At 61.0% G+C, this 18788-nt stretch carries 22 protein-coding genes; 9 read left to right on the top strand and 13 right to left on the bottom strand.

The genetic code is table 11. The features are described 5' to 3' along the window. Positions 1-184 precede the first annotated feature (184 nt). Entirely contained in the window at positions 185-604 is a 420-nt protein-coding gene (locus KVG91_RS18465; RefSeq protein WP_169378180.1) for an organic hydroperoxide resistance protein, read from the top strand. 28 nt (positions 605-632) lie between these two features. Further along, positions 633-1649, top strand: a complete 1017-nt coding sequence (locus KVG91_RS18460) for an alpha/beta hydrolase (RefSeq protein WP_169378181.1) — start codon at positions 633-635, stop codon at positions 1647-1649. Positions 1650-1712: 63 nt separating this feature from the next. On the opposite strand, the gene KVG91_RS18455 is transcribed toward KVG91_RS18460, so the two are convergent. Further along, the gene (locus tag KVG91_RS18455; protein WP_003172723.1) at positions 1713-2285 is read right to left on the bottom strand and encodes an elongation factor P; all 573 of its coding nucleotides are present in this window, start codon (positions 2283-2285) and stop codon (positions 1713-1715) included. 49 nt (positions 2286-2334) lie between these two features. Further along, positions 2335-3468, bottom strand: coding sequence for an elongation factor P maturation arginine rhamnosyltransferase EarP (earP, locus tag KVG91_RS18450; RefSeq protein WP_169378182.1), 1134 nt, complete (start codon positions 3466-3468; stop codon positions 2335-2337). A 131-nt stretch (positions 3469-3599) separates the two neighbouring features. Here earP and KVG91_RS18445 point away from each other — a divergent pair, with 131 nt between their 5' ends. After that, a complete protein-coding gene (locus KVG91_RS18445) occupies positions 3600-3968 on the top strand; it encodes a hypothetical protein (RefSeq protein WP_169378183.1) in 369 nt (122 codons plus the stop codon). Between the two features lie 5 nt (positions 3969-3973). Next, positions 3974-4456, top strand: a complete 483-nt coding sequence (locus KVG91_RS18440) for a GreA/GreB family elongation factor (RefSeq protein WP_169378184.1) — start codon at positions 3974-3976, stop codon at positions 4454-4456. A 5-nt stretch (positions 4457-4461) separates the two neighbouring features. Here the strand turns inward: KVG91_RS18440 and cysB are convergent, their stop codons facing one another. The 5 genes from cysB to KVG91_RS18415 all read right to left on the bottom strand — a co-directional run bounded on the left by cysB (position 4462) and on the right by KVG91_RS18415 (position 8368). Continuing rightward, entirely contained in the window at positions 4462-5436 is a 975-nt protein-coding gene (cysB, locus tag KVG91_RS18435) for an HTH-type transcriptional regulator CysB (protein WP_010211864.1), read from the bottom strand. Between the two features lie 103 nt (positions 5437-5539). After that, entirely contained in the window at positions 5540-6040 is a 501-nt protein-coding gene (locus tag KVG91_RS18430) for a universal stress protein (RefSeq protein WP_169378185.1), read from the bottom strand. Positions 6041-6110: 70 nt separating this feature from the next. Then, entirely contained in the window at positions 6111-7016 is a 906-nt protein-coding gene (locus KVG91_RS18425; protein ID WP_169378186.1) for a 5'-nucleotidase, read from the bottom strand. A 15-nt stretch (positions 7017-7031) separates the two neighbouring features. Further along, positions 7032-7985 carry a putative 2-dehydropantoate 2-reductase gene (locus KVG91_RS18420; protein ID WP_169378187.1) on the bottom strand — a complete coding sequence of 318 codons (954 nt, stop codon included), beginning with the start codon at positions 7983-7985 and terminating at the stop codon, positions 7032-7034. Next, positions 7982-8368 carry a YbbN family protein gene (locus KVG91_RS18415; protein ID WP_169378188.1) on the bottom strand — a complete coding sequence of 129 codons (387 nt, stop codon included), beginning with the start codon at positions 8366-8368 and terminating at the stop codon, positions 7982-7984. The genes KVG91_RS18420 and KVG91_RS18415 overlap by 4 nt, the downstream gene beginning before the upstream one ends. Here KVG91_RS18415 and KVG91_RS18410 point away from each other — a divergent pair. Together KVG91_RS18410 and KVG91_RS18405 are read left to right on the top strand one after the other, a co-directional pair. Next, on the top strand, positions 8367-8801 hold the full coding sequence (locus KVG91_RS18410; protein ID WP_169378189.1) for a PilZ domain-containing protein: 435 nt from the start codon (positions 8367-8369) through the stop codon (positions 8799-8801). The genes KVG91_RS18415 and KVG91_RS18410 overlap by 2 nt on opposite strands. A 131-nt stretch (positions 8802-8932) precedes the next feature. Next, on the top strand, positions 8933-10009 hold the full coding sequence (locus KVG91_RS18405) for a 3-deoxy-7-phosphoheptulonate synthase (RefSeq protein ID WP_053130701.1): 1077 nt from the start codon (positions 8933-8935) through the stop codon (positions 10007-10009). Positions 10010-10075: 66 nt separating this feature from the next. Here KVG91_RS18405 and KVG91_RS18400 read toward each other — a convergent pair whose 3' ends face one another. Then, complete coding sequence (locus KVG91_RS18400; RefSeq protein WP_003233387.1) at positions 10076-10357, bottom strand: GNAT family N-acetyltransferase; 282 nt, start codon at positions 10355-10357, stop codon at positions 10076-10078. Positions 10358-10971: 614 nt separating this feature from the next. Between KVG91_RS18400 and oprI the strand changes: the two genes are divergently transcribed. Then, positions 10972-11223 carry an outer membrane lipoprotei OprI gene (gene oprI / locus KVG91_RS18395; protein WP_003172710.1) on the top strand — a complete coding sequence of 84 codons (252 nt, stop codon included), beginning with the start codon at positions 10972-10974 and terminating at the stop codon, positions 11221-11223. A 184-nt stretch (positions 11224-11407) separates the two neighbouring features. On the opposite strand, the gene KVG91_RS18390 is transcribed toward oprI, so the two are convergent. The 3 genes from KVG91_RS18390 to KVG91_RS18380 form a co-directional block, all read right to left on the bottom strand. Next, entirely contained in the window at positions 11408-12373 is a 966-nt protein-coding gene (locus tag KVG91_RS18390; RefSeq protein WP_169378190.1) for a L,D-transpeptidase family protein, read from the bottom strand. 85 nt (positions 12374-12458) lie between these two features. Then, positions 12459-12752: a hypothetical protein gene (locus KVG91_RS18385; protein ID WP_010211879.1), complete on the bottom strand. Its 294-nt coding sequence runs from the start codon at positions 12750-12752 to the stop codon at positions 12459-12461. Positions 12753-12810: 58 nt separating this feature from the next. Next, the gene (locus KVG91_RS18380) at positions 12811-13416 is read right to left on the bottom strand and encodes an arylesterase (protein ID WP_169378191.1); all 606 of its coding nucleotides are present in this window, start codon (positions 13414-13416) and stop codon (positions 12811-12813) included. A gap of 10 nt (positions 13417-13426) precedes the next feature. On the opposite strand from KVG91_RS18380, the gene KVG91_RS18375 reads away from it, so the two are divergent. Continuing rightward, positions 13427-14110: an ABC transporter ATP-binding protein gene (locus tag KVG91_RS18375; RefSeq protein ID WP_169378192.1), complete on the top strand. Its 684-nt coding sequence runs from the start codon at positions 13427-13429 to the stop codon at positions 14108-14110. Then, the gene (locus KVG91_RS18370; protein ID WP_169378193.1) at positions 14110-16620 is read left to right on the top strand and encodes an ABC transporter permease; all 2511 of its coding nucleotides are present in this window, start codon (positions 14110-14112) and stop codon (positions 16618-16620) included. Before KVG91_RS18375 ends, KVG91_RS18370 begins: the two co-directional genes overlap by 1 nt. A gap of 501 nt (positions 16621-17121) precedes the next feature. Here KVG91_RS18370 and greB read toward each other — a convergent pair. Both greB and KVG91_RS18360 read right to left on the bottom strand, forming a co-directional pair. Further along, positions 17122-17595 carry a transcription elongation factor GreB gene (greB, locus tag KVG91_RS18365; protein ID WP_092248076.1) on the bottom strand — a complete coding sequence of 158 codons (474 nt, stop codon included), beginning with the start codon at positions 17593-17595 and terminating at the stop codon, positions 17122-17124. A gap of 113 nt (positions 17596-17708) precedes the next feature. After that, entirely contained in the window at positions 17709-18695 is a 987-nt protein-coding gene (locus tag KVG91_RS18360; RefSeq protein WP_169378194.1) for a hypothetical protein, read from the bottom strand. Positions 18696-18788 lie beyond the last annotated feature (93 nt).

The following is an 18788-nucleotide window of genomic DNA, read 5'->3' as shown; positions in this document are numbered from 1 at the left end:
GCTGATCCACCGCTTTCGCTAGCAAGCCCGCTCCCCACATTTGGTTTTGCGGCGTGTCAGAAAATCACATGTTGAAAACTTTTTCGTAAATTTATCTTGCGCACTAAACATTAGCGCTATACATTCACCCCACCAACTACTTAGCGCACAAACATTTAGCGCAAACACCCCTGAGGAAACTACCATGCAAACGCTCTACACCGCAGTAGCCACCGCCACCGGCGGCCGTGATGGTCGTGCTGTTTCCAGCGACAACATCCTCGACGTGAAACTCTCCACCCCCAAGGAACTCGGCGGTGCCGGTGGCCAGGCCACCAACCCGGAACAACTGTTCGCCGCCGGCTACTCGGCTTGCTTTATCGGCGCGCTGAAATTCGTCGCCAGCCAGACCAAACGCAAAATCCCGGATGACGCCTCGATCACCGCCCACGTCGGCATCGGCCAGATCCCCGGTGGTTTTGGCCTGGATATTGACTTGCACATCAGCCTGCCGGGCCTGGCCCAGGACGACGCGCAAAGCCTGGTCGACGCCGCTCACCAGGTGTGCCCGTACTCCAACGCCACCCGTGGCAACGTCGATGTCCGCCTGCACATCACCGTTTAATCAACCGCTGCCGCTCAAGGAGACGAACATGAACACATTCGCTAAAGCGCTCACCGGCACCCTGCTCGCCCTGTCCATCACCCAAGCCTCCGCGGCGACCGGTGATGTGGAACACAACACCCAGGCCTTCCTGGACGTGTTGAACGCCGGCACCGGCAAGCCGATAGAACAGCTGACGCCAAAGGACGCCCGTGCCGTTTTGACCGGCGCCCAGGCCGGTGTGAAGCTGACGCTGCCGGCAGCGGATGTGAGCCACAAGACCATTCAGGTCGACGGCAAGCCACTGGATCTGACCATCGTGCGTCCGGCCGGGGTCAAGGGCACATTGCCGGTGTTCATGTTCTTCCACGGTGGCGGCTGGGTGCTCGGGGACTACCCGACCCATGAACGCCTGGTGCGGGATTTGGTGGTGGGCTCGGGTGCGGTGGCGGTGTTTGTCAACTACACGCCTTCGCCGGAGGCGCATTACCCGGTGGCGATCAACCAGGCCTACGGCGCGACCCGATGGGTGGCCGAGCATGGCAAAGAGATCAATGTCGACGGCAAGCGCCTTGCCGTCGCGGGCAACAGCGTCGGTGGCAATATGGCCGCAGTGGTCAGCCTGATGGCCAAGGATAAGGGCACGCCGGCGATCAAGTTCCAACTGCTGCTGTGGCCGGTGACCGACGCCAACTTCGACACCGCGTCCTACAACCAGTACGCCGAAGGGCACTTCCTCACCCGAAACATGATGAAGTGGTTCTGGGACAACTACACCACCGACGCCAAGCAACGTGCCGAGGTCTACGCCTCGCCGCTGCGGGCAACTACCGATCAGCTTAAAGGCTTGCCGCCCGCGCTGGTCCAGACCGCAGGCGCCGACGTGCTGCGTGATGAAGGCGAGGCCTACGCCCGCAAACTGGATGCAGCCGGCGTGCCGGTGACCGCGGTACGCTACAACGGCATGATCCACGACTACGGTTTGCTGAACGTGATCAGCCAAGTGCCAGCCGTACGTTCGGCGATGCTGCAGGCTTCGGACGAGTTGAAGCAACACCTGAAGTAAAACGTAACGCCCATGAAAAAGCCCGACGCAAGGTCGGGCTTTTTTCGTATCGGCGGGCCAGGATTACTTCTTGGCGCGACCTTTGTACGAACCACCTTCGCGGGTGTCGATCTCGATCAGGTCGTCGATTTCGATGAAATCGGCCACTTGCAGTTCGGTACCGTTGCTGAGTTTGGCAGGCTTCATCACCTTGCCCGAAGTGTCGCCGCGAGCGGAACCTTCGGTGTAGGCCACTTTACGCACGATGGTAGTCGGCAGCTCTACGGAAACCAGGCGCTCTTCAAAGAAGATCGCTTCGCAGACGTCTTCCATGCCTTCTTCGATGAACGGCAGAACGGCTTCGATATCTTCAGCGTTCAGCTCGTACATGGTGTAGTCGGTGGTGTCCATGAACGTGTAGGTGTCGCCGCTGATGAAGGACAGGGTCGCTTCCTTGCGGTCGAGGATCACGTCGTCCAGTTTGTCATCGGCGCTGTAGACGATCTCGGTCTTGTAACCGGTCAGCAGGTTCTTCAGCTTGGTCTTCATGATTGCGCTGTTACGACCAGACTTGGTGAACTCAGCTTTCTGAACCAGCCAAGGGTCGTTTTCGAGACGGATCACTGTACCGGGTTTCAGTTCTTTACCAGTTTTCATTGCATATATCCGAAATTTGGATGGGATTTACAAAATTCAAGGTGGCGTATCATATCCAACTTTCATAAAACTGCACCAGCGCCGTCGCAAGATCGGCCTGCAAACCCTGTTCCAGACACCATGTTTCGGCGTGCAGATTGACCTCGGGCCAGTGTTCCAGCAGCCTTTTCCACGGTTGCGCCATATCGCCATCGGTATTCCAGGCGTGCCAGAGCCCGATCAGCGCAACCCTTGCCGCCGGTGACAAGCCAGCAGTGTAGAGCTCGAGGAACGCGTCGAGCTTGTCGAGGTGGATGTCTTCGTCCTGCCGGTAGATGTGCCACAGCAGCGGGCGCCCGGCCCACTGGGCACGCACGAACGAATCTTCGCCGCGCACCGCATTGAAGTCGCAGCACCACAGCAGGCGGTCATAGTGCGCCTGGGGCACAAAGGCGATGACCTGCACCGTCAGCGCGCCGCGCTGCCGGATGTCCCCCGCAGCCAGGCGTTCCAGACCCAGCCAGCGCTGCACATCACCCAGGATGCGCCCCTCCGGTACCAACAGATGAGTGGCACGCCCGTCCGTCGATAACAGCTCCAGCCAACTGGCCAGCCCGGCGTTTTCGTAGGCGAACAGCGAGATAAGCCGCGCATCGGCTGCCGGAAATATGCCCAAGGCGTGCAAGAACTGTTGCTGCGCGCCGGCATCCCGTTGAAAAGCCTGACGCTGCTCCAGCAACCCAGCCTCACGCAATAAGCCTCCGGTGCCGGGCCGGAAGCCGGGAAAGAAGAAGTACTTCTGCACGCCCTTGAACGTCACCGACGGCAAGCGATGACAGCCCACCACCCATTCCTCGGCACTCAGATAATCCAGGTTCACCCACAACGGCACGCGATCGCGTGCGGCCATGGCCTCCATATAGTCCGGCGGCAACTGGCAGGCAAACGCGGCAATCACCACATCCGCCGCTGTCGCTCCCGGCCATTCGGCCGGCCAATGCCGCACGTCGACCCCTTCCTGCCATTGGGCGTCCCGCCGCACATCAATCTGCGGGCACAGGCGCTCGAAAGCGCGCAGGTCATCAACCCACAGGCGCACAGCGCACGCGTGCTCCACCACCAATTGCCGGGCCAGGCGCCAGGTCACGCCGATGTCGCCGTAGTTATCGACGACGCTGCAAAAAATATCCCAGCGGGCTTTCATTCCGGGCTCCAACGATCAAAGGCTCGATTGTCCGCATAAATGCGCGGATGCAGAAGGCTTGATCGCGATTATTATGCCCACTGGCGTGCGACAATCGCCGTCACGCTGCAAATGCCTGCCAGGAGGCCATCATGGCTGATCGTCCGTTGTCGCTATTCAAACTGATTGTGGGTATCGCGTTTGGCGTATGGCTGGGGTTTATCGCCATCGTGCTGAGCACTTGGCTGGCGTCGCGCTACCTGTTCCCGCAAAGCCTTGCGCCAGTGGCCCAGGCCGTCGAGCAACTGGGCAAGCCGGCTGTTGTGGTACCTGAGCCGCCAAACCGCATGTTCGAGCAATACCAACAGAACCTGCACAAGCAGGAACAGCAACAGACCCTGGACCAGGCCCGCAACAATGCGCGCAACCTGTCCAACCCCAAATGCCAGTTCTGGCTGCAACAGGACCAGAACGCCCCCAACGAAAAGACCCGGGCCAATGTCCTGCAATTCTGCGATTGACGACCATGAATAAACACGCCGTCCACCTGCTGATCCTCGAAAAGCTCAGCGTCGACCTCGACATTGCCCAGCGCGCCGCGCAGACCGCTTACGAAACCGCGACCCACGAAGAAAACATCGCGGAAAACAAGTACGACACCCTTGGGCTCGAGGCCTCCTACCTGGCGGCCGGGCAAGCCAAGCGGGTCGAGGAAATCAAGCAGGCGTTGGCACGGTGCCAGAACATGGCAGTGCGCGCCTACGATGAGCAACGGGGTATAGAAATCGGCGCGCTGCTGGGCCTGGCAGACGAGAACGACCGCCAGCAGTGGCTGTTCCTCGCGCCGGACGCGGCGGGCCTGAAGGTGGACGTGGTCGGGCAACCGGTGACCGTCATCACCCCGCGCTCGCCCCTGGGCAAAAGCCTGCTAGGCAAGTTCGAAGGCGATGAGGTGGAGATTCTGGTGGCGGGCGCCCGGCAACATTTTACGGTTACCGAGGCCAGGTAATCGACTCAGTGAACCGGTAGTTCCACACCGTCGAACAGCGCTTCCAGTTCCTGCTTGTTATGGCACTGGATCGCCTTGGCCATGACTTCGCGGGTCAGGTGCGGCGCGAACTTTTCGATGAAATCGCACATGAAGCCGCGCAGGAACGTGCCGCGACGGAAGCCGATCTTGGTCACGCTGGACTCGAACAGTTCGCTGGCATCGAGCACCACCAGGTCTTTGTCGAGCGCGGTGTCGACCGCCATCTTGGCGACGATCCCCACGCCCAGGCCCAGGCGCACGTAAGTCTTGATCACGTCGGCGTCGGCCGCGGTGAACACCACTTTTGGCGTGAGGCCGCGATGGCTGAAGGCTTCGTCGAGCTTGGAACGGCCGGTGAAACCGAACACGTAGGTGACGATCGGGTATTCCGCCAGGGCTTCCAGGGTCAGCTTCGGCAGCTTGGCCAGGGGGTGGCCCTGGGGCACGACCACGCAACGGTTCCAGCGGTAGCACGGCATCATCACCAGGTCACCGAACAACTCCAGGGCTTCGGTGGCGATGGCGAAATCAACGGTGCCATCAGCAGCCATCTCGGCAATTTGCATCGGCGAACCCTGGTGCATGTGCAGGGCCACGTCCGGGTACTGCTTGATGAAATCGCGGATCACCGGCGGCAACGCATAACGCGCCTGGGTGTGGGTGGTGGCGATCGACAGGGTGCCCTTCTTCTCGTTGGAGAATTCCTGGGCGATCTGCTTGATGCTTTCGACCTTGCGCAGGATCTCACCGGCGGTGGTGATGATGCGTTCGCCGGCCGGGGTGACGCGGGTCAGGTGCTTGCCGCTGCGGGCGAACACTTCGACGCCCAACTCATCTTCGAGCAGGCGGATCTGCTTGCTGATACCAGGCTGGGAGGTGTAGAGGCTTTGAGCGGTAGCGGAAACGTTGAGATCATGGTGCGCCACTTCCCAGATGTAGCGCAGTTGTTGAAGCTTCATATGTGTCCCTCAAAGCAGATAGACGCCACGGGTATCAGCGACGGTATATAACTATATTAAAGGTTTTATTGATAAATCTAGAACTTTTTATCGTTCTCGCCTCTCACACGTCATCACTGCGGCAACGGTGCAGCGAAGGCACCAGGTAAACCGGCACCGTAGACAGCTGCAGCACCCGTGCGGCGGTACGTCCCAAGGGTGTAGCCGCCGCGGCTGCCTGGCTATGACTGCCGACGATCAGCAGGTCCACGGACAATTTGCGCAACTGGTCGAGGATCACCTCGCACGGGTCGCCCTGGATCACCCGTACCGAGCGGATCAACTTCAAGTCTTGTTCGCCCTCCCCCAACTCCTCCCTGAAACTGTCCAGCACCCGTTGTTCGATCGTCGCCATCACCGTGGTCAGGCCCTGGCTCTGCCATTCACTCAGGGCTTTCTCATCCAAGTAGCTCTGCAACACCGATTCGGCGAACAGCCCGATGGGCTCGACCACGTGGACCACATACAGGTCCGCCTTGAATGTTCGGGCCAGCGCCAGCGCATGCTGCATCACATACGGCGCGTACAGGCCGAGGTCCGTGGCGTACAGCATCGAACGAATCATGGAACCCCCCGGACTGCCAGGATGGCGGAGATTAACTGAGCTTAGCAGCGCATCGGCGAACCCGACTGACTTAGCGCTTGACCTCATTACTGATGCCGTGGGGCACATGCCCGGTGGCGACAAACTCCATGGCTTTTTCGCAATGCCCGGCCTGATCATCGAAAAACACATCGGCGGCAAACGCTTCCAGGAACGCTGATTTTTCCAGGCCGCCGAGGAACAATGACTCGTCCAGGCGGATATCCCATTCACGCAGGGTGCGAATCACCCGTTCATGGGACGGCGCGGATCGGGCCGTGACCAAGGCGGTGCGGATCGGGCAGGCGTCGTCCGCAAACTCGCGCTGCAACAGGTTGAGCGCCGCCAGGAACCCCTTGAAAGGACCGCCGTGCAAAGGCTGGCGTGCCGACTCCCGCTCATTGGCCTGGAACGCTTCCAGACCGCCGGCCTGGTACACGCGCTCCGACTCATCGGAAAACAGCACCGCGTCGCCATCGAAGGCGATGCGCAGTTCACCGCTGCAGGCACGGCGCGCACCGCCTGACAGAATCGTCGCCGCCGCGAAGCCGGCGTCGAGGGCACTGCGCACATCTTCGGCGTGAGTGGACAGGAACAGGTGGCAACCAAATGCGGCCAGATAAGGATAAGGACTACGCCCGCCGACGAAGGCGGCGCGGGAAATATCCAGCCCGTAATGCTGGATCGAGTTGAACACGCGCAAGCCGGTGTCGGCGCTGTTGCGCGACACCAGCACCACCTCGACCCGGGCACGCCCCAGGCTGGCGTTCAGGCTCAGCAATTTCTTGACCAGCGGAAACGCATCGCCGGGCTCGAGGATTTCCTCCTCGTGTTCGATCTGGTACTGGCGGTAGGTCTCGACACCTTCGGCCAGGTACACCTTGTGGCTTTCACTCAGGTCAAACAGCGCACGCGATGAAATCGCCAGCACCAATTTGTCGCCCATCCCCTTTGCCATGCTCTGCTCCTCGGCTCAGCGATTATGCCGATCAATAAAACTCAAGGCTTGGTAGAGCGCTTGCATCCGCGGCAGTTCACACCCCGCGGCTTTTGCGGCGGCCAGCGGCCGGGCGTAGATCGCCGCCAACTCCAGCGGGCGTTTATGCACGTGGTCGTGGTACATGCTGGGCAGGTAGTCGTCCATGGTCTGGGTCATGGTGAACATTTGTTCGGCATAACTCTTGGGGATTTCATGGCCGCAGGCGTGTGCGCCCTGGATCACTTCGGCCATCAACGCCCGGATCAGTTCGCAGCTGGATTCGTCCGCCATCAGGGCCGTGGTGCCGGTGCCCAATAATACCGAGAGCCCGTTGAAGGGCACGTTCCACACCAGTTTGTGCCACCTTGCCTGATGCACATTGGCCATCGCTTCGGATTCGATACCGGCCTGATGAAACAACGCGGCGCCGGCTTCCACAATCGCCTTCTGCCGGGCTTCATCGTTGGCCGCCGTGCCACTGTGATAACCCAGGTTGACCCGACCCAGGGCCTGATGCTCGACAACGCCGGGCGCGGAGCGGTGGACGCCGATGTAGCACAGCCCGCCGAGCAGGTGCAGCGAAGTGGGCAGGTGTTCACGCAAACTGTCTTCCACATCGAGGCCGTTCTGCAGCAACACCACCTTGGCGTCCGGCGCCGCGACCTGGGCAAGGGTCGGGGCCAGTTCGACATTTCCGGTCGACTTGGTGCCCACCAGCAACCAGTCGCAGGGCGGCATATCGGCGGCGCGGGCATAGGCCTGCACCGGGTGCAGGTGCAAGTCGCCGTGTACGGTGCTGTTGATGTGCAGGCCGTGCTCGCTGACCGCTGCGTACTCACTGCGCAGCAGGAAGTGCACATCGAAACCGGCGCGCGCCAGCATCACGCCGTAGAAGCCACCGATGGCACCGGTGCCGATGATACCAATGCGGGGCGATTGTGCGGTCATGGCAGTTCCTCTGGAGTACGGGTAAGCGCTAGGTTGATGGCGTCAGACAGGTCAGAAGAAGTAAGACACGTCTGCAATTGCCCTAGGAATTGACCCTCGCACACCACGAACAACGCCGGCAAATGAAAGATCTGGTAGCGTTCGACCGCACCGCCGTTGTGGCCGGCATCCACCCAGCACACGCGGTCCACCGGCAACGGCCAGCCGGGTAATTGCTGGCGTGCCCAACGGCAACTGGAACACCCCACGCTGGTAAATACGACCAGCGAAATGCCTGGCAATCCCAGCAATTGCTGGTCAATATCCAGGTCGGTCAATTCCAGATGCTTCACTCTACTGCTGCCACCGCCATCAATTGAACGGTGCTCGGAGTCCGTGTACATGGGTCGTTTTCTACCTCACCCTGATGATGTCGCTGTCTTGTTGACCCAACGCCCCGCTCCCGCCTTACCCCGCCAACGCCTGCATACTATCGGCCTGGGCGGCGTCGCGTGCAATTGGCCGCGTGCCTGGCGCGAGGGCACGGCGGTTGAACTGCACATCCCTTCCCTGGGCGCCGGCGCGCGTTATCCGGGCTACGTGGCGTGGTGCCGCAAGGTGCCAGACGGCTACCGCGTCGGTGTCTCGTTTACCGATGACCATGCGCTGTTCGGTGCGCGAATGGGTGAGCAAGCATGCCGGATAGAGCGCTACTGCCGCCAGCATGAAGACGCCAGACCGACTCCAGAGCAATTCGAAACCCTGGCCCGCGAGTGGGTATCGCGCCACGCCAGCGAATTCTCCCATGAGGCCTTTGTGGCGCCAGCACTGGATTAAAGCGGGCTTTGCCCATTGTCGCGGGCCGGTATTACGCGCTAAGGTTCCTCCCCCCTGCATCCAAATCATGCTGTGCTCCGCCGCACGGGGATGGCTGGCGGCCAGCACCCGTGACCCTGACGAGTAACACGATGGCTGATTTACCGATCAATGACCTAAACGTCGAATCCAACGAGACCCTGATCACGCCCGATCAGCTCAAGCGCGAAATCCCTTTGAGCGACGCTGCCCTGCAGACCGTCACCAAGGGCCGCGAAGTCATCCGTGACATTCTCGACGGCACCGACCACCGCCTCTTTGTCGTTATCGGGCCTTGCTCGATCCACGACCTCAAGGCCGCACACGAATACGCCGAGCGCCTCAAGGTGCTGGCGGCAGAAGTGTCCGACACCTTGTACCTGGTGATGCGCGTCTATTTCGAGAAACCGCGTACCACCGTCGGCTGGAAAGGCTTGATCAACGACCCCTACCTGGATGACTCGTTCAAGATCCAGGACGGCCTGCACATCGGTCGCAAGCTGTTGCTGGACCTGGCTGAAATGGGCCTGCCCACCGCCACCGAAGCGCTGGACCCGATCTCCCCGCAGTACCTGCAGGACCTGATCAGCTGGTCGGCCATTGGCGCGCGCACCACCGAATCCCAGACCCATCGTGAAATGGCGTCCGGCCTGTCCTCGGCCGTGGGTTTCAAGAACGGCACCGACGGCGGCCTGACCGTGGCGATCAACGCGCTGCAGTCGGTCTCCAGCCCGCACCGGTTCCTGGGCATCAACCAGGAAGGTGGCGTGTCCATCGTCACCACCAAGGGCAACGCCTACGGCCACGTGGTGCTGCGCGGCGGCAACGGCAAGCCCAACTATGATTCGGTCAGCGTCGCACTGTGTGAGCAGGCGCTGAACAAGGCCAAAATCAAGCCGAACATCATGGTCGACTGCAGCCACGCCAACTCCAACAAAGACCCGGCCCTGCAGCCGCTGGTGATGGAAAACGTCGCCAACCAGATCCTGGAAGGCAACCAGTCGATCATCGGCCTGATGGTCGAGAGCCACCTGAACTGGGGCTGCCAGGCGATTCCAAAAGACTTGGCCGACTTGCAGTACGGCGTGTCGATCACCGATGCCTGCATCGACTGGTCCGCCACCGAAAACACCCTGCGCAGCATGCATGCCAAGCTCAAGGACGTATTGCCCAAGCGCAAGCGCACCTGAGTTTTTAAATTGCGCATACAAAAACGCCGGGCTGAGCCCGGCGTTTTTTTATTCTGTCATAGGTGCTTACAGCTTCGCGGCATGGCGCTGGTGGCGCTCCATGTAGCGTTCGACGTAGGAGCAGGACGGGATCACCGTGTAGCCTGACTCTTCGGCGAATTTAAGGGCCTCTTCGGTCAATGCCGCCGCGATACCACGACCCCGCAGTGCGTTGGGCACGAAGGTACGATAGATATCCAGGGTCTGTTTGCCGAGGTCCATGTAGGTCAGATAGGCACGATGACCGTCCACATTGGTCTCGAACTGATGACCAGCCTGGTCATGGTGGATGGACAACGCCTCGCTCATCACTACTCCTCGCGGGTCTTGAATTCTGACCCCTACCTTACCGATGTTTTTCCGGCGAAGGAACATCTACGCCACCCCGTGCCGGTTTCGACAGCGAGAAAACCCTGAGCGCTCACAGCCAGCACGTAGGGAATAGTAGGCACCAATCCTGCGATTGCTCAAGGCGCACTCGTCATTCCCTGCCGCTGGCGGATATAGAAAGGGCTTGCGACCAGCCGATGATCGAAAGCCTGAACATTGCCGGCAGTTGAACCTTGAGACGAACTCGCGCTCTTAAAGTCACCTCTATATGCGTAAAAGATGCCGGGTCGGCTAAACCCAAGCGGAACGTAAGTGTCGACATGGATATATAAAATTTCATCTGCCCGCAGGGCCTGAGGCATGCGGGCCGGCCCTCTTAGCCTGGATCCAATGCGCGACCGATCGAAAGAAACTGGACGGTTTTTATACAAACCTGCACAAGATCAGCCAAAAAAGATGCGCCGCAAGAATTTTTTTTACTTCTTGCGCTACGTCAGTTTACTTACTACAAGTAATGGGTAGTATGTACGCCGGCTATTAGCTCACTCTGGGCGAACTAGCCATCTAATAGAAAGTCCTTGAAGGGGAACACGATGAACAACGTTCTGAAATTCTCTGCACTGGCTCTGGCCGCAGTTCTGGCCACCGGTTGCAGCAGCGTCTCCAAAGAAACCGAAGCACGTCTGACTGCAACTGAAGACGCAGCAGCTCGCTCCCAGGCTCGTGCAGACGAAGCCTACCGTAAAGCTGATGAAGCGCTGGCTGCTGCTCAAAAAGCACAACAGACTGCTGACGAAGCTAACGAGCGCGCCCTGCGTATGCTTGAAAAAGCTAGCCGCAAGTAATAATCCTTCGGGGTTGTTATCAAGCCGACCCATTTATGGGTCGGCTTTTTTATTGCGCGCGATTCCTTGTGGGAGCGGGCTTGCCCGCGATAGCGGTGGGCCAGTCAAGATCAATGTTTGCCAGGCTGCCGTCTTCGCGGGCAAGCCCGCTCCCACAGGGGATCTGCGCTTAACGCCCACGCGCCTACAGGGGATCCAGAGGTACGCTTGCGGCTACCGAGGCTGCGCCGGGCACGCCGATTTCCGTCGGCAGCCCGTCTTCCGCCGCGACCACGTCACGTACCTGGTCCCAGTTAACCCGCAATTGGTTGGCCAGGTCTTCACGTTTGAGCAAGGCGTTGATCACCGCCGTGTGCTTATCGACCACCGACGGCGTGCCGTCATCATTTAACGGCGTATGCGCTTCCAGGTAAACCTTGCCGCCGCTGCTGCCGAACTTGTAGGCGTCGTTGATGATGCGCACCGACGTGCCCACCGGCACCATGCTGGCCATCTCCAGCACGTTATTGTTGAACATGCGGAAGCAGCCGTGGCTGGTACGCGTGCCGATGCCGAACTTCGCATTGGAACCGTGGATCAGGTAACCCGGCGTCCCCAGGGTGAACTTGAACGGGCCCAACGGGTTGTCGGGGCCGGCGGGCACCACATTGGGCAGCGGATCGCCGTTGGCGGCGTGCTCAGCCTTGATCGAGGCGGGCGGGGTCCACGTCGGGTTGGGTGTCTTGGCGATAATGCTGGTGTGGGCAATAGGCGAGCCCCAGCCTTCACGACCGATCCCCAACGGGAACGTGTAGACCACGTTCTGGCCCTTGGGGTAGTAGTAAAGCCGGTATTCCGCCAGGTTGATCACGATGCCTTCGCGGGGCCCCGGCGGCAGGATGAAACGCGTCGGCAGCACGATGTCGGTGCCCGCCCCCGGCAGCCAGGCATCCACGCCCGGGTTGGCCGCGACCATCTCCGAATACCCCAGGTCATAGGTGGTGCCCAGGTCGGCAAAGGTATCTTCGTACTTGGCCTTGATCACCTGGACCTGGCCGACGATGTCTTCACCCGGTGGCGGCAAGGGCAACTGCAGGGCTGATGCGGAACCGGCCGCACAGAGTGCAGCGAGAGACAGGCAGCAGGTGACGACGGAAAGGCGCGACAACATCCGGGTAATCCTTCGCAGAACGACGGGTAGGTAAAAATCGATTGTATACGTGAAGCGAACCTCTAGCTGCAAGCTTGTCGCCACCCTAGAGTTCGAAACGCAGCTCCGGCCAGATCGGCGGCGTACCGCGTTTCTGGGATTCCAGGATGGCCCGGCATAACGGGCACAGGCGCTGGTCCTGGAAAATCGAACGGTCCACCCGCGACCAGCGTGGCTGCGCCGGCAGTAGCGTGCCGCACAACGTGCGATCGATGGAGCCGCCCAGTTCCAATTGACGCGCCACCAGATGCACCCGCACTTCCTGGCAGGCGAACAGATCCAGCTGCTCGTCCGGCTCGATCAGTTGGTAATTAAACAGGGACCAGGCAGGACGCGACATCAGGGGCTCCAAATCGGGGGGGCGCCACCTTAGCCGAAAGCCTGCCGGTAGAAAAGCGTCAAAGCAGCGGTTTGAGCGTCGGCCAGACATTTTCCAGCAACTTGCCCTGGGCGCCGACCGCCGGGTGCAGTTGATCGGCCTGCATCATGTCGGGATGCCCGCCCACGCCCTCCAGGAAAAACGGCACCAGCGGGACGTTTTTTTCCTTGGCCAATGCACCAAAGACTTCGGCAAATGCCGAGGTGTATCGCGGGCCGTAATTGGGCGGCAACTGCATGCCCAACAGCAACACCTTGGCGCCACCGGCCTTGGACTGGTCAATCATCGACGCAAGATTTTGTTTCAATTGCGCAGGCGGCTGCCCGCGCAAGCCGTCATTGCCGCCCAACTCGATGATCACGACCTCCGGCTTATGCTCTGCAAGCGCCGCCGGCAGCCGCGCGAGGCCTCCGGCACTGGTGTCGCCGCTGATGGACGCATTCACCACTCTATCGTCGAAACCTTCCTGCTTGAGCCGTTGCTCCAGCAAGGCGACCCACCCTTTACGGGTATCCAGGCCGAAACCGGCACTGATACTATCGCCAACGATCAGGACTGTACCCGCCGCTGCGTTCTGGGCCATGCACATCAAGGCCAGGCCAGCACTCAAAAACCACATTCGCATCGGATTCTCCATGGGCGCAAGCATTCTCACCGCGCGAAACCTTAGCAAAGTGGTTCCCAGCGCGGAAGGTGAACTGACTATCCTGCACGAACTGAGCCTGGAACTGAACAAGGGCGATAGCCTGGCTATCGTCGGCAGTTCCGGTTCCGGCAAATCCACCCTCCTGGGCCTGCTGGCCGGTCTCGACCTGCCCAGCAGCGGTGAAGTCACCCTCGCCGGCCAGGCCCTGAGCACCCTCGACGAAGACCAGCGCGCGCGCATCCGCGCCGAACACGTAGGCTTTGTATTCCAGTCGTTCCAACTGCTCGACAGCCTCAACGCCTTGGAAAACGTGATGTTGCCGCTGGAGCTTGATGGCCGCAAGGACGCCCGCGAGCGAGCCCGGCACCTGCTCGAACGCGTAGGCCTGGGCCAGCGCCTGACCCACTCCCCGCGCCAACTCTCCGGTGGCGAGCAACAACGGGTGGCGATTGCCCGCGCCTTTGCCGCCGAGCCGGACGTGCTGTTTGCCGATGAACCCACCGGCAACCTCGACAGCCACACCGGCGAGCGCATCAGCGACCTGCTGTTCGAACTCAACCAAGAAAACGGCACGACCCTGGTGCTGGTCACCCACGACGAGCGCCTGGCCCACCGTTGCCGACGCCTGATCCGCCTTGAAGCCGGCCTGATGGTCGCGCCCCTGGAGCCTTGATGGCACGTTTGCCGCTGTTGCGCCTGTTCAGCCTTGCCATGCGCCAATTGCTGCGCGATGCCCGCGCCGGTGAACTGCGCGTGCTGTTCTTCGCCCTGCTGGTGGCCGTGGCCGCCAGCACCGCCATCGGTTATTTCGGTGCCCGCCTCAATGGCGCCATGCTGCTGCGCGCGACTGAGTTCCTGGGTGCCGACCTGGTGCTTGAAGGCAGCTCGCCGGCCCGCCCCGAGCAAATCCAGTCCGGCGTCGAGCTGGGCCTGGATCACGCCCGGGTCGTGGAATTCTCCAGCGTGATTGCCACCGATAACGGCATCCAGCTCTCCAGCATCAAGGCGGTGAACGAGCAGTACCCGCTGCGCGGTGAACTGAAAAGCGCGGGCGCCCCCTTTGGCGATGAAACCCCGGGAGGCGGCCCGAAACCCGGCGAAGCCTGGGTGGAAGCGCGGCTGCTGACGGCCCTGGACCTCAAGGTCGGCGACAGCATCGACGTGGGCATGAAAACCCTGCGCCTGGCGCGCGTGCTCACTTATGAGCCGGATCGCGCCGGCAACTTCTACAGCCTTACGCCCAGGGTGATGATCAACCTGGCGGACCTGGACGCCACTGGCGTGGTCCAGCCAGGCAGCCGCGTCAGCTACCGCGAACTGTGGCGCGGGCCACAAGGCAGCAGCGTGCTGCAAACCTATCGCGACCTGATCAAGCCGGGCCTTGCCCCCAACCAGCGCCTGCAGGATTCACGGGACGGCAACCAGCAGATCGGCGGGGCCCTGGGCAAGGCCGAGCGCTACCTGAACATGGCCAGCCTGGTGGCGGTGCTGCTGGCCGGCGTGGCTGTGGCGCTGTCGGCGAACCGCTTCGCCACCCGGCGCTTCGACGCCAGCGCATTGCTGCGCTGCCTGGGCTTATCACGACGTGAAGCCATGTTGCTGTTCACGCTGCAACTGACTGTACTGGGGCTGCTGGCCAGCCTGGCCGGTGCCGTGCTCGGCTGGCTGGCGCAGTTTGGCCTGTTCTACTTTCTTCATGACCTGCTGCCGGCGGACGTGCCGCCGGGCGGGCTGTTACCGGCGATTGCCGGGATCGGCACCGGGTTGGTCGCTCTCGCCGGTTTCGCCTTGCCACCGCTGGCGGCACTGGGGCGTGTGCCGCCGTTGCGAGTGTTGCGACGCGACATGTTGCCAATCCCTTCCAGCACCTGGATGGTCTATGGCGCGGCGCTGTTCGCCCTGGGCTTGATCATGTGGCGCCTGAGCCTCGACCTGGTGCTGACCTTCGCCTTGCTCGGTGGTGGTGTGGTGGCGGCACTGGTGCTTGGCGGGCTGCTCCTGCTGCTGCTGCAAAGCCTGCGTCGCCTGCTGGCACGCGCCTCACTGCCGTGGCGCCTGGGCCTGGGCCAACTGCTGCGCCACCCGTTGGCGGCGGCCGGTCAATCCCTGGCGTTTGGCCTGATCCTGTTGTCCATGGGCTTGATTGCGCTGTTGCGCGGCGAGTTGCTCGACACCTGGCAGAACCAACTGCCCAAGGACGCGCCCAACTACTTTGCCTTGAATATCCTGCCGGCCGACAAGGACGCCTTTGGCGCCCGCCTGCTGGAGTTGCAGGCTCAGTCCGCGCCGCTCTACCCGGTCGTGCCCGGCCGGTTGATCAGCATCAATGGGGAGCCGGTGCAAGAGATCGTCAGCAAGGATTCCAGCGGCGACCGTGCGGTCCAACGCGACCTGAGCCTGACCTGGGCCGCCGACCTCCCACCGGGCAACATGTTGACCGCGGGTTCGTGGTGGACGCAGCAGCCCACCGAGGACCTGCCTGGGGTTTCGGTGGAGGCCAAGGTCGCGGAAAGCCTCAAGCTCAAGCTCGGCGACCACCTGGTGTTCACCATCGCCGGGGAAAATCGCGAAGCGCGGGTGACCAGCCTGCGGACCATCAACTGGGATAACTTCCAGCCCAACTTCTTCATGATTTTCCAACCGGGCACCTTACAGAATTTGCCGGCGACCTACCTGACCAGCTTCTACCTGGCGCCTGGGCATGACCAGCAAATCGTCGACCTGTCGCGGGCCTTTCCGGCCGTGACCATCCTGCAGGTCGAGGCGCTGCTGGAGCAATTGCGCAGCATCCTCGCCCAAGTGACCCTGGCGGTGGAATACGTGCTGCTGTTTGTCCTGGCGGCGGGCATGGCGGTGCTGTTCTCGGGCCTGCAAGCCACCCTGGACGAACGTATCCGCCAAGGCGCGCTGCTGCGCGCACTGGGCGCCGAACGCAAGCTGCTGGTCAAGGCCAGGCGCATCGAGTTCGGCTTGCTTGGCGCCGTCAGCGGGCTATTGGCGGCACTGGGGACAGAACTGGTGACCTTCGTGCTGTACCGCTACGCGTTTGACCTGGCCTGGCACCCCCACCCCTGGCTACTGCTGCTGCCCGTAATCGGAGCCGTACTGATCGGCGGCGCCGGCGTGTTCGGCACCCGTCGCGCCCTCAACGCCAGCCCGCTGACTGTGTTACGCGAAGGCTAGAACGCTGCTGGCCGCATGCGTCAAAGCGTGCGGCCGGCTCGGTGGGCCAGGTGATAAAGATCTTCACAGTACCGCCGCCTTCGCAGCCTCGCCGGGGCTCGACAGCTCCCACCGTTGAGCTGCGTTGCTGCGGGGATTGTGTTCGCAGGTACAACCGAAATTCCGCCGACACAGCAGATCTACTGTGGGAGCTCCCGAGCTTTAGCGAGGCTGCGATAGCGGTGGGCCAGGCGAGGAAAATGCCGGCAGTACCGCCGCCTTCGCAGCCTCGCTGGGGCTCGACAGCTCCCACACTTGAGCTGCGTTGCTGCGGGGATTGTGTTCGCAGGTACAACCGAAATTCCGCCGACACAGCAGATCTCCTGTGGGAGCTCCCGAGCTTTAGCGAGGCTGCGATAGCGGTGGGTCAGGCGAGGAAAATGCCGGCAGTACCGCCGCCTTCGCAGCCTCGCTGGGGCTCGACAGCTCCCACAGTTGATCGTCGTCGCGCCTGGACTCTGCTCACTTTACATACTCGATTCCGGTGATCCACCAGCACACTTCGCCACTCGGCGTCTGCACAATGGCCTCGTCGTCGACTTCCTTGCGCAGCAGCGCTCGGGCCATGGGGGAGTCGATGGAGATGTAGTCCATGCGGTCGTAGATCTCGTCATAGCCAACGATGCGAAAACGCTTGGTCTCGCCCTGCTCGTTTTCGATGTCCACCCAGGCACCGAAAAACACTTTGCCCTCTTGCTCGGGCATGTACTCCACCACACGCATGTCTTCCAGGCGCTTGCGCAGGTAGCGCACGCGACGGTCGATCTCGCGCAGTAATTTCTTGTTGTACTGATAGTCGGCGTTTTCGCTGCGATCCCCCAGCGAGGCCGCCCACGTCACTTTACGCGTGGTGTCCGGGCGCTTTTCGCGCCACAGATAATCCAGCTCTTTCTTCAGCGCTTCATGACCTTCTTTGGTAATCAGCTTGGTACTCAAACGCTTGCATCCCCAGGCAATGTCCATAGGTGCCGATACGCCTGGGCTTCAAGCCCATGCATCGGCTGGCTGGCGTTGATAATAAATGAACCCGAGAAAGTAGCCAGGCCAGTCTAGCTATCCAATACTCCATCCAGCTCCAGCAGCATGCCTCGCAGACTCTGGCGCAAACCTGACACCTGTGCCGCCATCACCTTCAAGGCTTCGGTCCTCTGGCTGACCGCCAGCGACTGATCATGCAATTGAGTGGTGCGATGCTCAAGTTCTCGAGCCTTTTCGTCCAGTTCGTTTTGCGCCTGCTGCAAGCGCGCCTGCCACTGTTCAAGAGCCGCTTCCCGTTCGATTACCGCGCGTTTCTGCTGGGTCAGGTCCTGAGACACACGCGCAAGGTTGGTCAACGTACTGTCCACTTCGAACAAAGCGTTATCGTTACCTGAGGCCGCACGTGTCGGTTGTGCCGGCGCAACGGGTTCCCGCTGGATAGAGGGTGCGGCCTGCGTCATCATGATGGGTGCTTCGACGGTCGCTTGCAGAGGGGCTTCAACAGGCTGTTCATGTATCGGCAGTCGCGGGGGCTCAGTAGGGTTCGCCACCTTGGGGGGAGAGGTCATTTGCGATGAAAAACGAATAGACGGCACGATCAATGATGCACTCTCGATAGCCGGCAGCGTAGCGGCAGACATGCCCAACGTGATCACTTTCATCACCAGCGCTTTCTTGATGATCACAGAGTGGTGGTCCTCGGGCCTGGCCGGCGGTAGTTTGCAACCTTTCAATTCGACAAAGTGATAAGGCACCTGGGTTTCAGTCACCCCGCCCGCCTTTACCCCCGAAGCCGCCAACGTCAGTATTTGCTTGAATACGTGCAGCGCCACTTGCAGATCTTCCTTGGACTCAACCCCACTCAGGAAATACCGGTCCTGTTTCTTACGCAAAGCGGCGATATATACCCGGGAACTTCCCGGTTCAACCTCTTCATCCAGGCTATAAACCAGAAAGTTGGAAGCCGTCTGACCTACAGCAAACCCACAGAGCAGTGCACCGTTAACCGGAGCATCTTGACCATCGCGTTCAAGAACAAGGGTACGTAGCAGCATCATGGCATTCAGGCCTCTTATACGGGCAGAAAGTTTAAATAGACAGCATATAAACATTCAGAAAATTGGACATCAAAAACACAACGCATTGTTTCA

Source organism: Pseudomonas azadiae (assembly GCF_019145355.1).
GTDB classification, from domain to species: Bacteria; Pseudomonadota; Gammaproteobacteria; order Pseudomonadales; family Pseudomonadaceae; genus Aquipseudomonas; species Aquipseudomonas azadiae.
Note: the sequence above shows the minus strand (reverse complement) of the source record. Positions and strands in the feature narration are given on the sequence as shown.

Bases quoted from the DNA above. Each gene is read 5' to 3' on its own strand.
- KVG91_RS18405 (WP_053130701.1), top strand. From the start codon at position 8,933: ATGGCTGATTTACCGATCAATGACCTAAACGTCGAATCCAACGAGACC.
- oprI (WP_003172710.1), top strand. From the start codon at position 10,972: ATGAACAACGTTCTGAAATTCTCTGCACTGGCTCTGGCCGCAGTTCTG.
- KVG91_RS18415 (WP_169378188.1), bottom strand. From the start codon at position 8,368: ATGTACACGGACTCCGAGCACCGTTCAATTGATGGCGGTGGCAGCAGT.
- KVG91_RS18445 (WP_169378183.1), top strand. From the start codon at position 3,600: ATGGCTGATCGTCCGTTGTCGCTATTCAAACTGATTGTGGGTATCGCG.
- KVG91_RS18465 (WP_169378180.1), top strand. From the start codon at position 185: ATGCAAACGCTCTACACCGCAGTAGCCACCGCCACCGGCGGCCGTGAT.
- KVG91_RS18410 (WP_169378189.1), top strand. From the start codon at position 8,367: ATGGGTCGTTTTCTACCTCACCCTGATGATGTCGCTGTCTTGTTGACC.
- KVG91_RS18455 (WP_003172723.1), bottom strand. From the start codon at position 2,285: ATGAAAACTGGTAAAGAACTGAAACCCGGTACAGTGATCCGTCTCGAA.
- KVG91_RS18390 (WP_169378190.1), bottom strand. From the start codon at position 12,373: ATGTTGTCGCGCCTTTCCGTCGTCACCTGCTGCCTGTCTCTCGCTGCA.
- KVG91_RS18370 (WP_169378193.1), top strand. From the start codon at position 14,110: ATGGCACGTTTGCCGCTGTTGCGCCTGTTCAGCCTTGCCATGCGCCAA.
- earP (WP_169378182.1), bottom strand. From the start codon at position 3,468: ATGAAAGCCCGCTGGGATATTTTTTGCAGCGTCGTCGATAACTACGGC.
- KVG91_RS18420 (WP_169378187.1), bottom strand. From the start codon at position 7,985: ATGACCGCACAATCGCCCCGCATTGGTATCATCGGCACCGGTGCCATC.
- KVG91_RS18430 (WP_169378185.1), bottom strand. From the start codon at position 6,040: ATGATTCGTTCGATGCTGTACGCCACGGACCTCGGCCTGTACGCGCCG.
- KVG91_RS18380 (WP_169378191.1), bottom strand. From the start codon at position 13,416: ATGCGAATGTGGTTTTTGAGTGCTGGCCTGGCCTTGATGTGCATGGCC.
- KVG91_RS18440 (WP_169378184.1), top strand. From the start codon at position 3,974: ATGAATAAACACGCCGTCCACCTGCTGATCCTCGAAAAGCTCAGCGTC.
- KVG91_RS18375 (WP_169378192.1), top strand. From the start codon at position 13,427: ATGGGCGCAAGCATTCTCACCGCGCGAAACCTTAGCAAAGTGGTTCCC.
- KVG91_RS18400 (WP_003233387.1), bottom strand. From the start codon at position 10,357: ATGAGCGAGGCGTTGTCCATCCACCATGACCAGGCTGGTCATCAGTTC.
- cysB (WP_010211864.1), bottom strand. From the start codon at position 5,436: ATGAAGCTTCAACAACTGCGCTACATCTGGGAAGTGGCGCACCATGAT.
- KVG91_RS18460 (WP_169378181.1), top strand. From the start codon at position 633: ATGAACACATTCGCTAAAGCGCTCACCGGCACCCTGCTCGCCCTGTCC.
- KVG91_RS18360 (WP_169378194.1), bottom strand. From the start codon at position 18,695: ATGATGCTGCTACGTACCCTTGTTCTTGAACGCGATGGTCAAGATGCT.
- KVG91_RS18385 (WP_010211879.1), bottom strand. From the start codon at position 12,752: ATGTCGCGTCCTGCCTGGTCCCTGTTTAATTACCAACTGATCGAGCCG.
- KVG91_RS18425 (WP_169378186.1), bottom strand. From the start codon at position 7,016: ATGGCAAAGGGGATGGGCGACAAATTGGTGCTGGCGATTTCATCGCGT.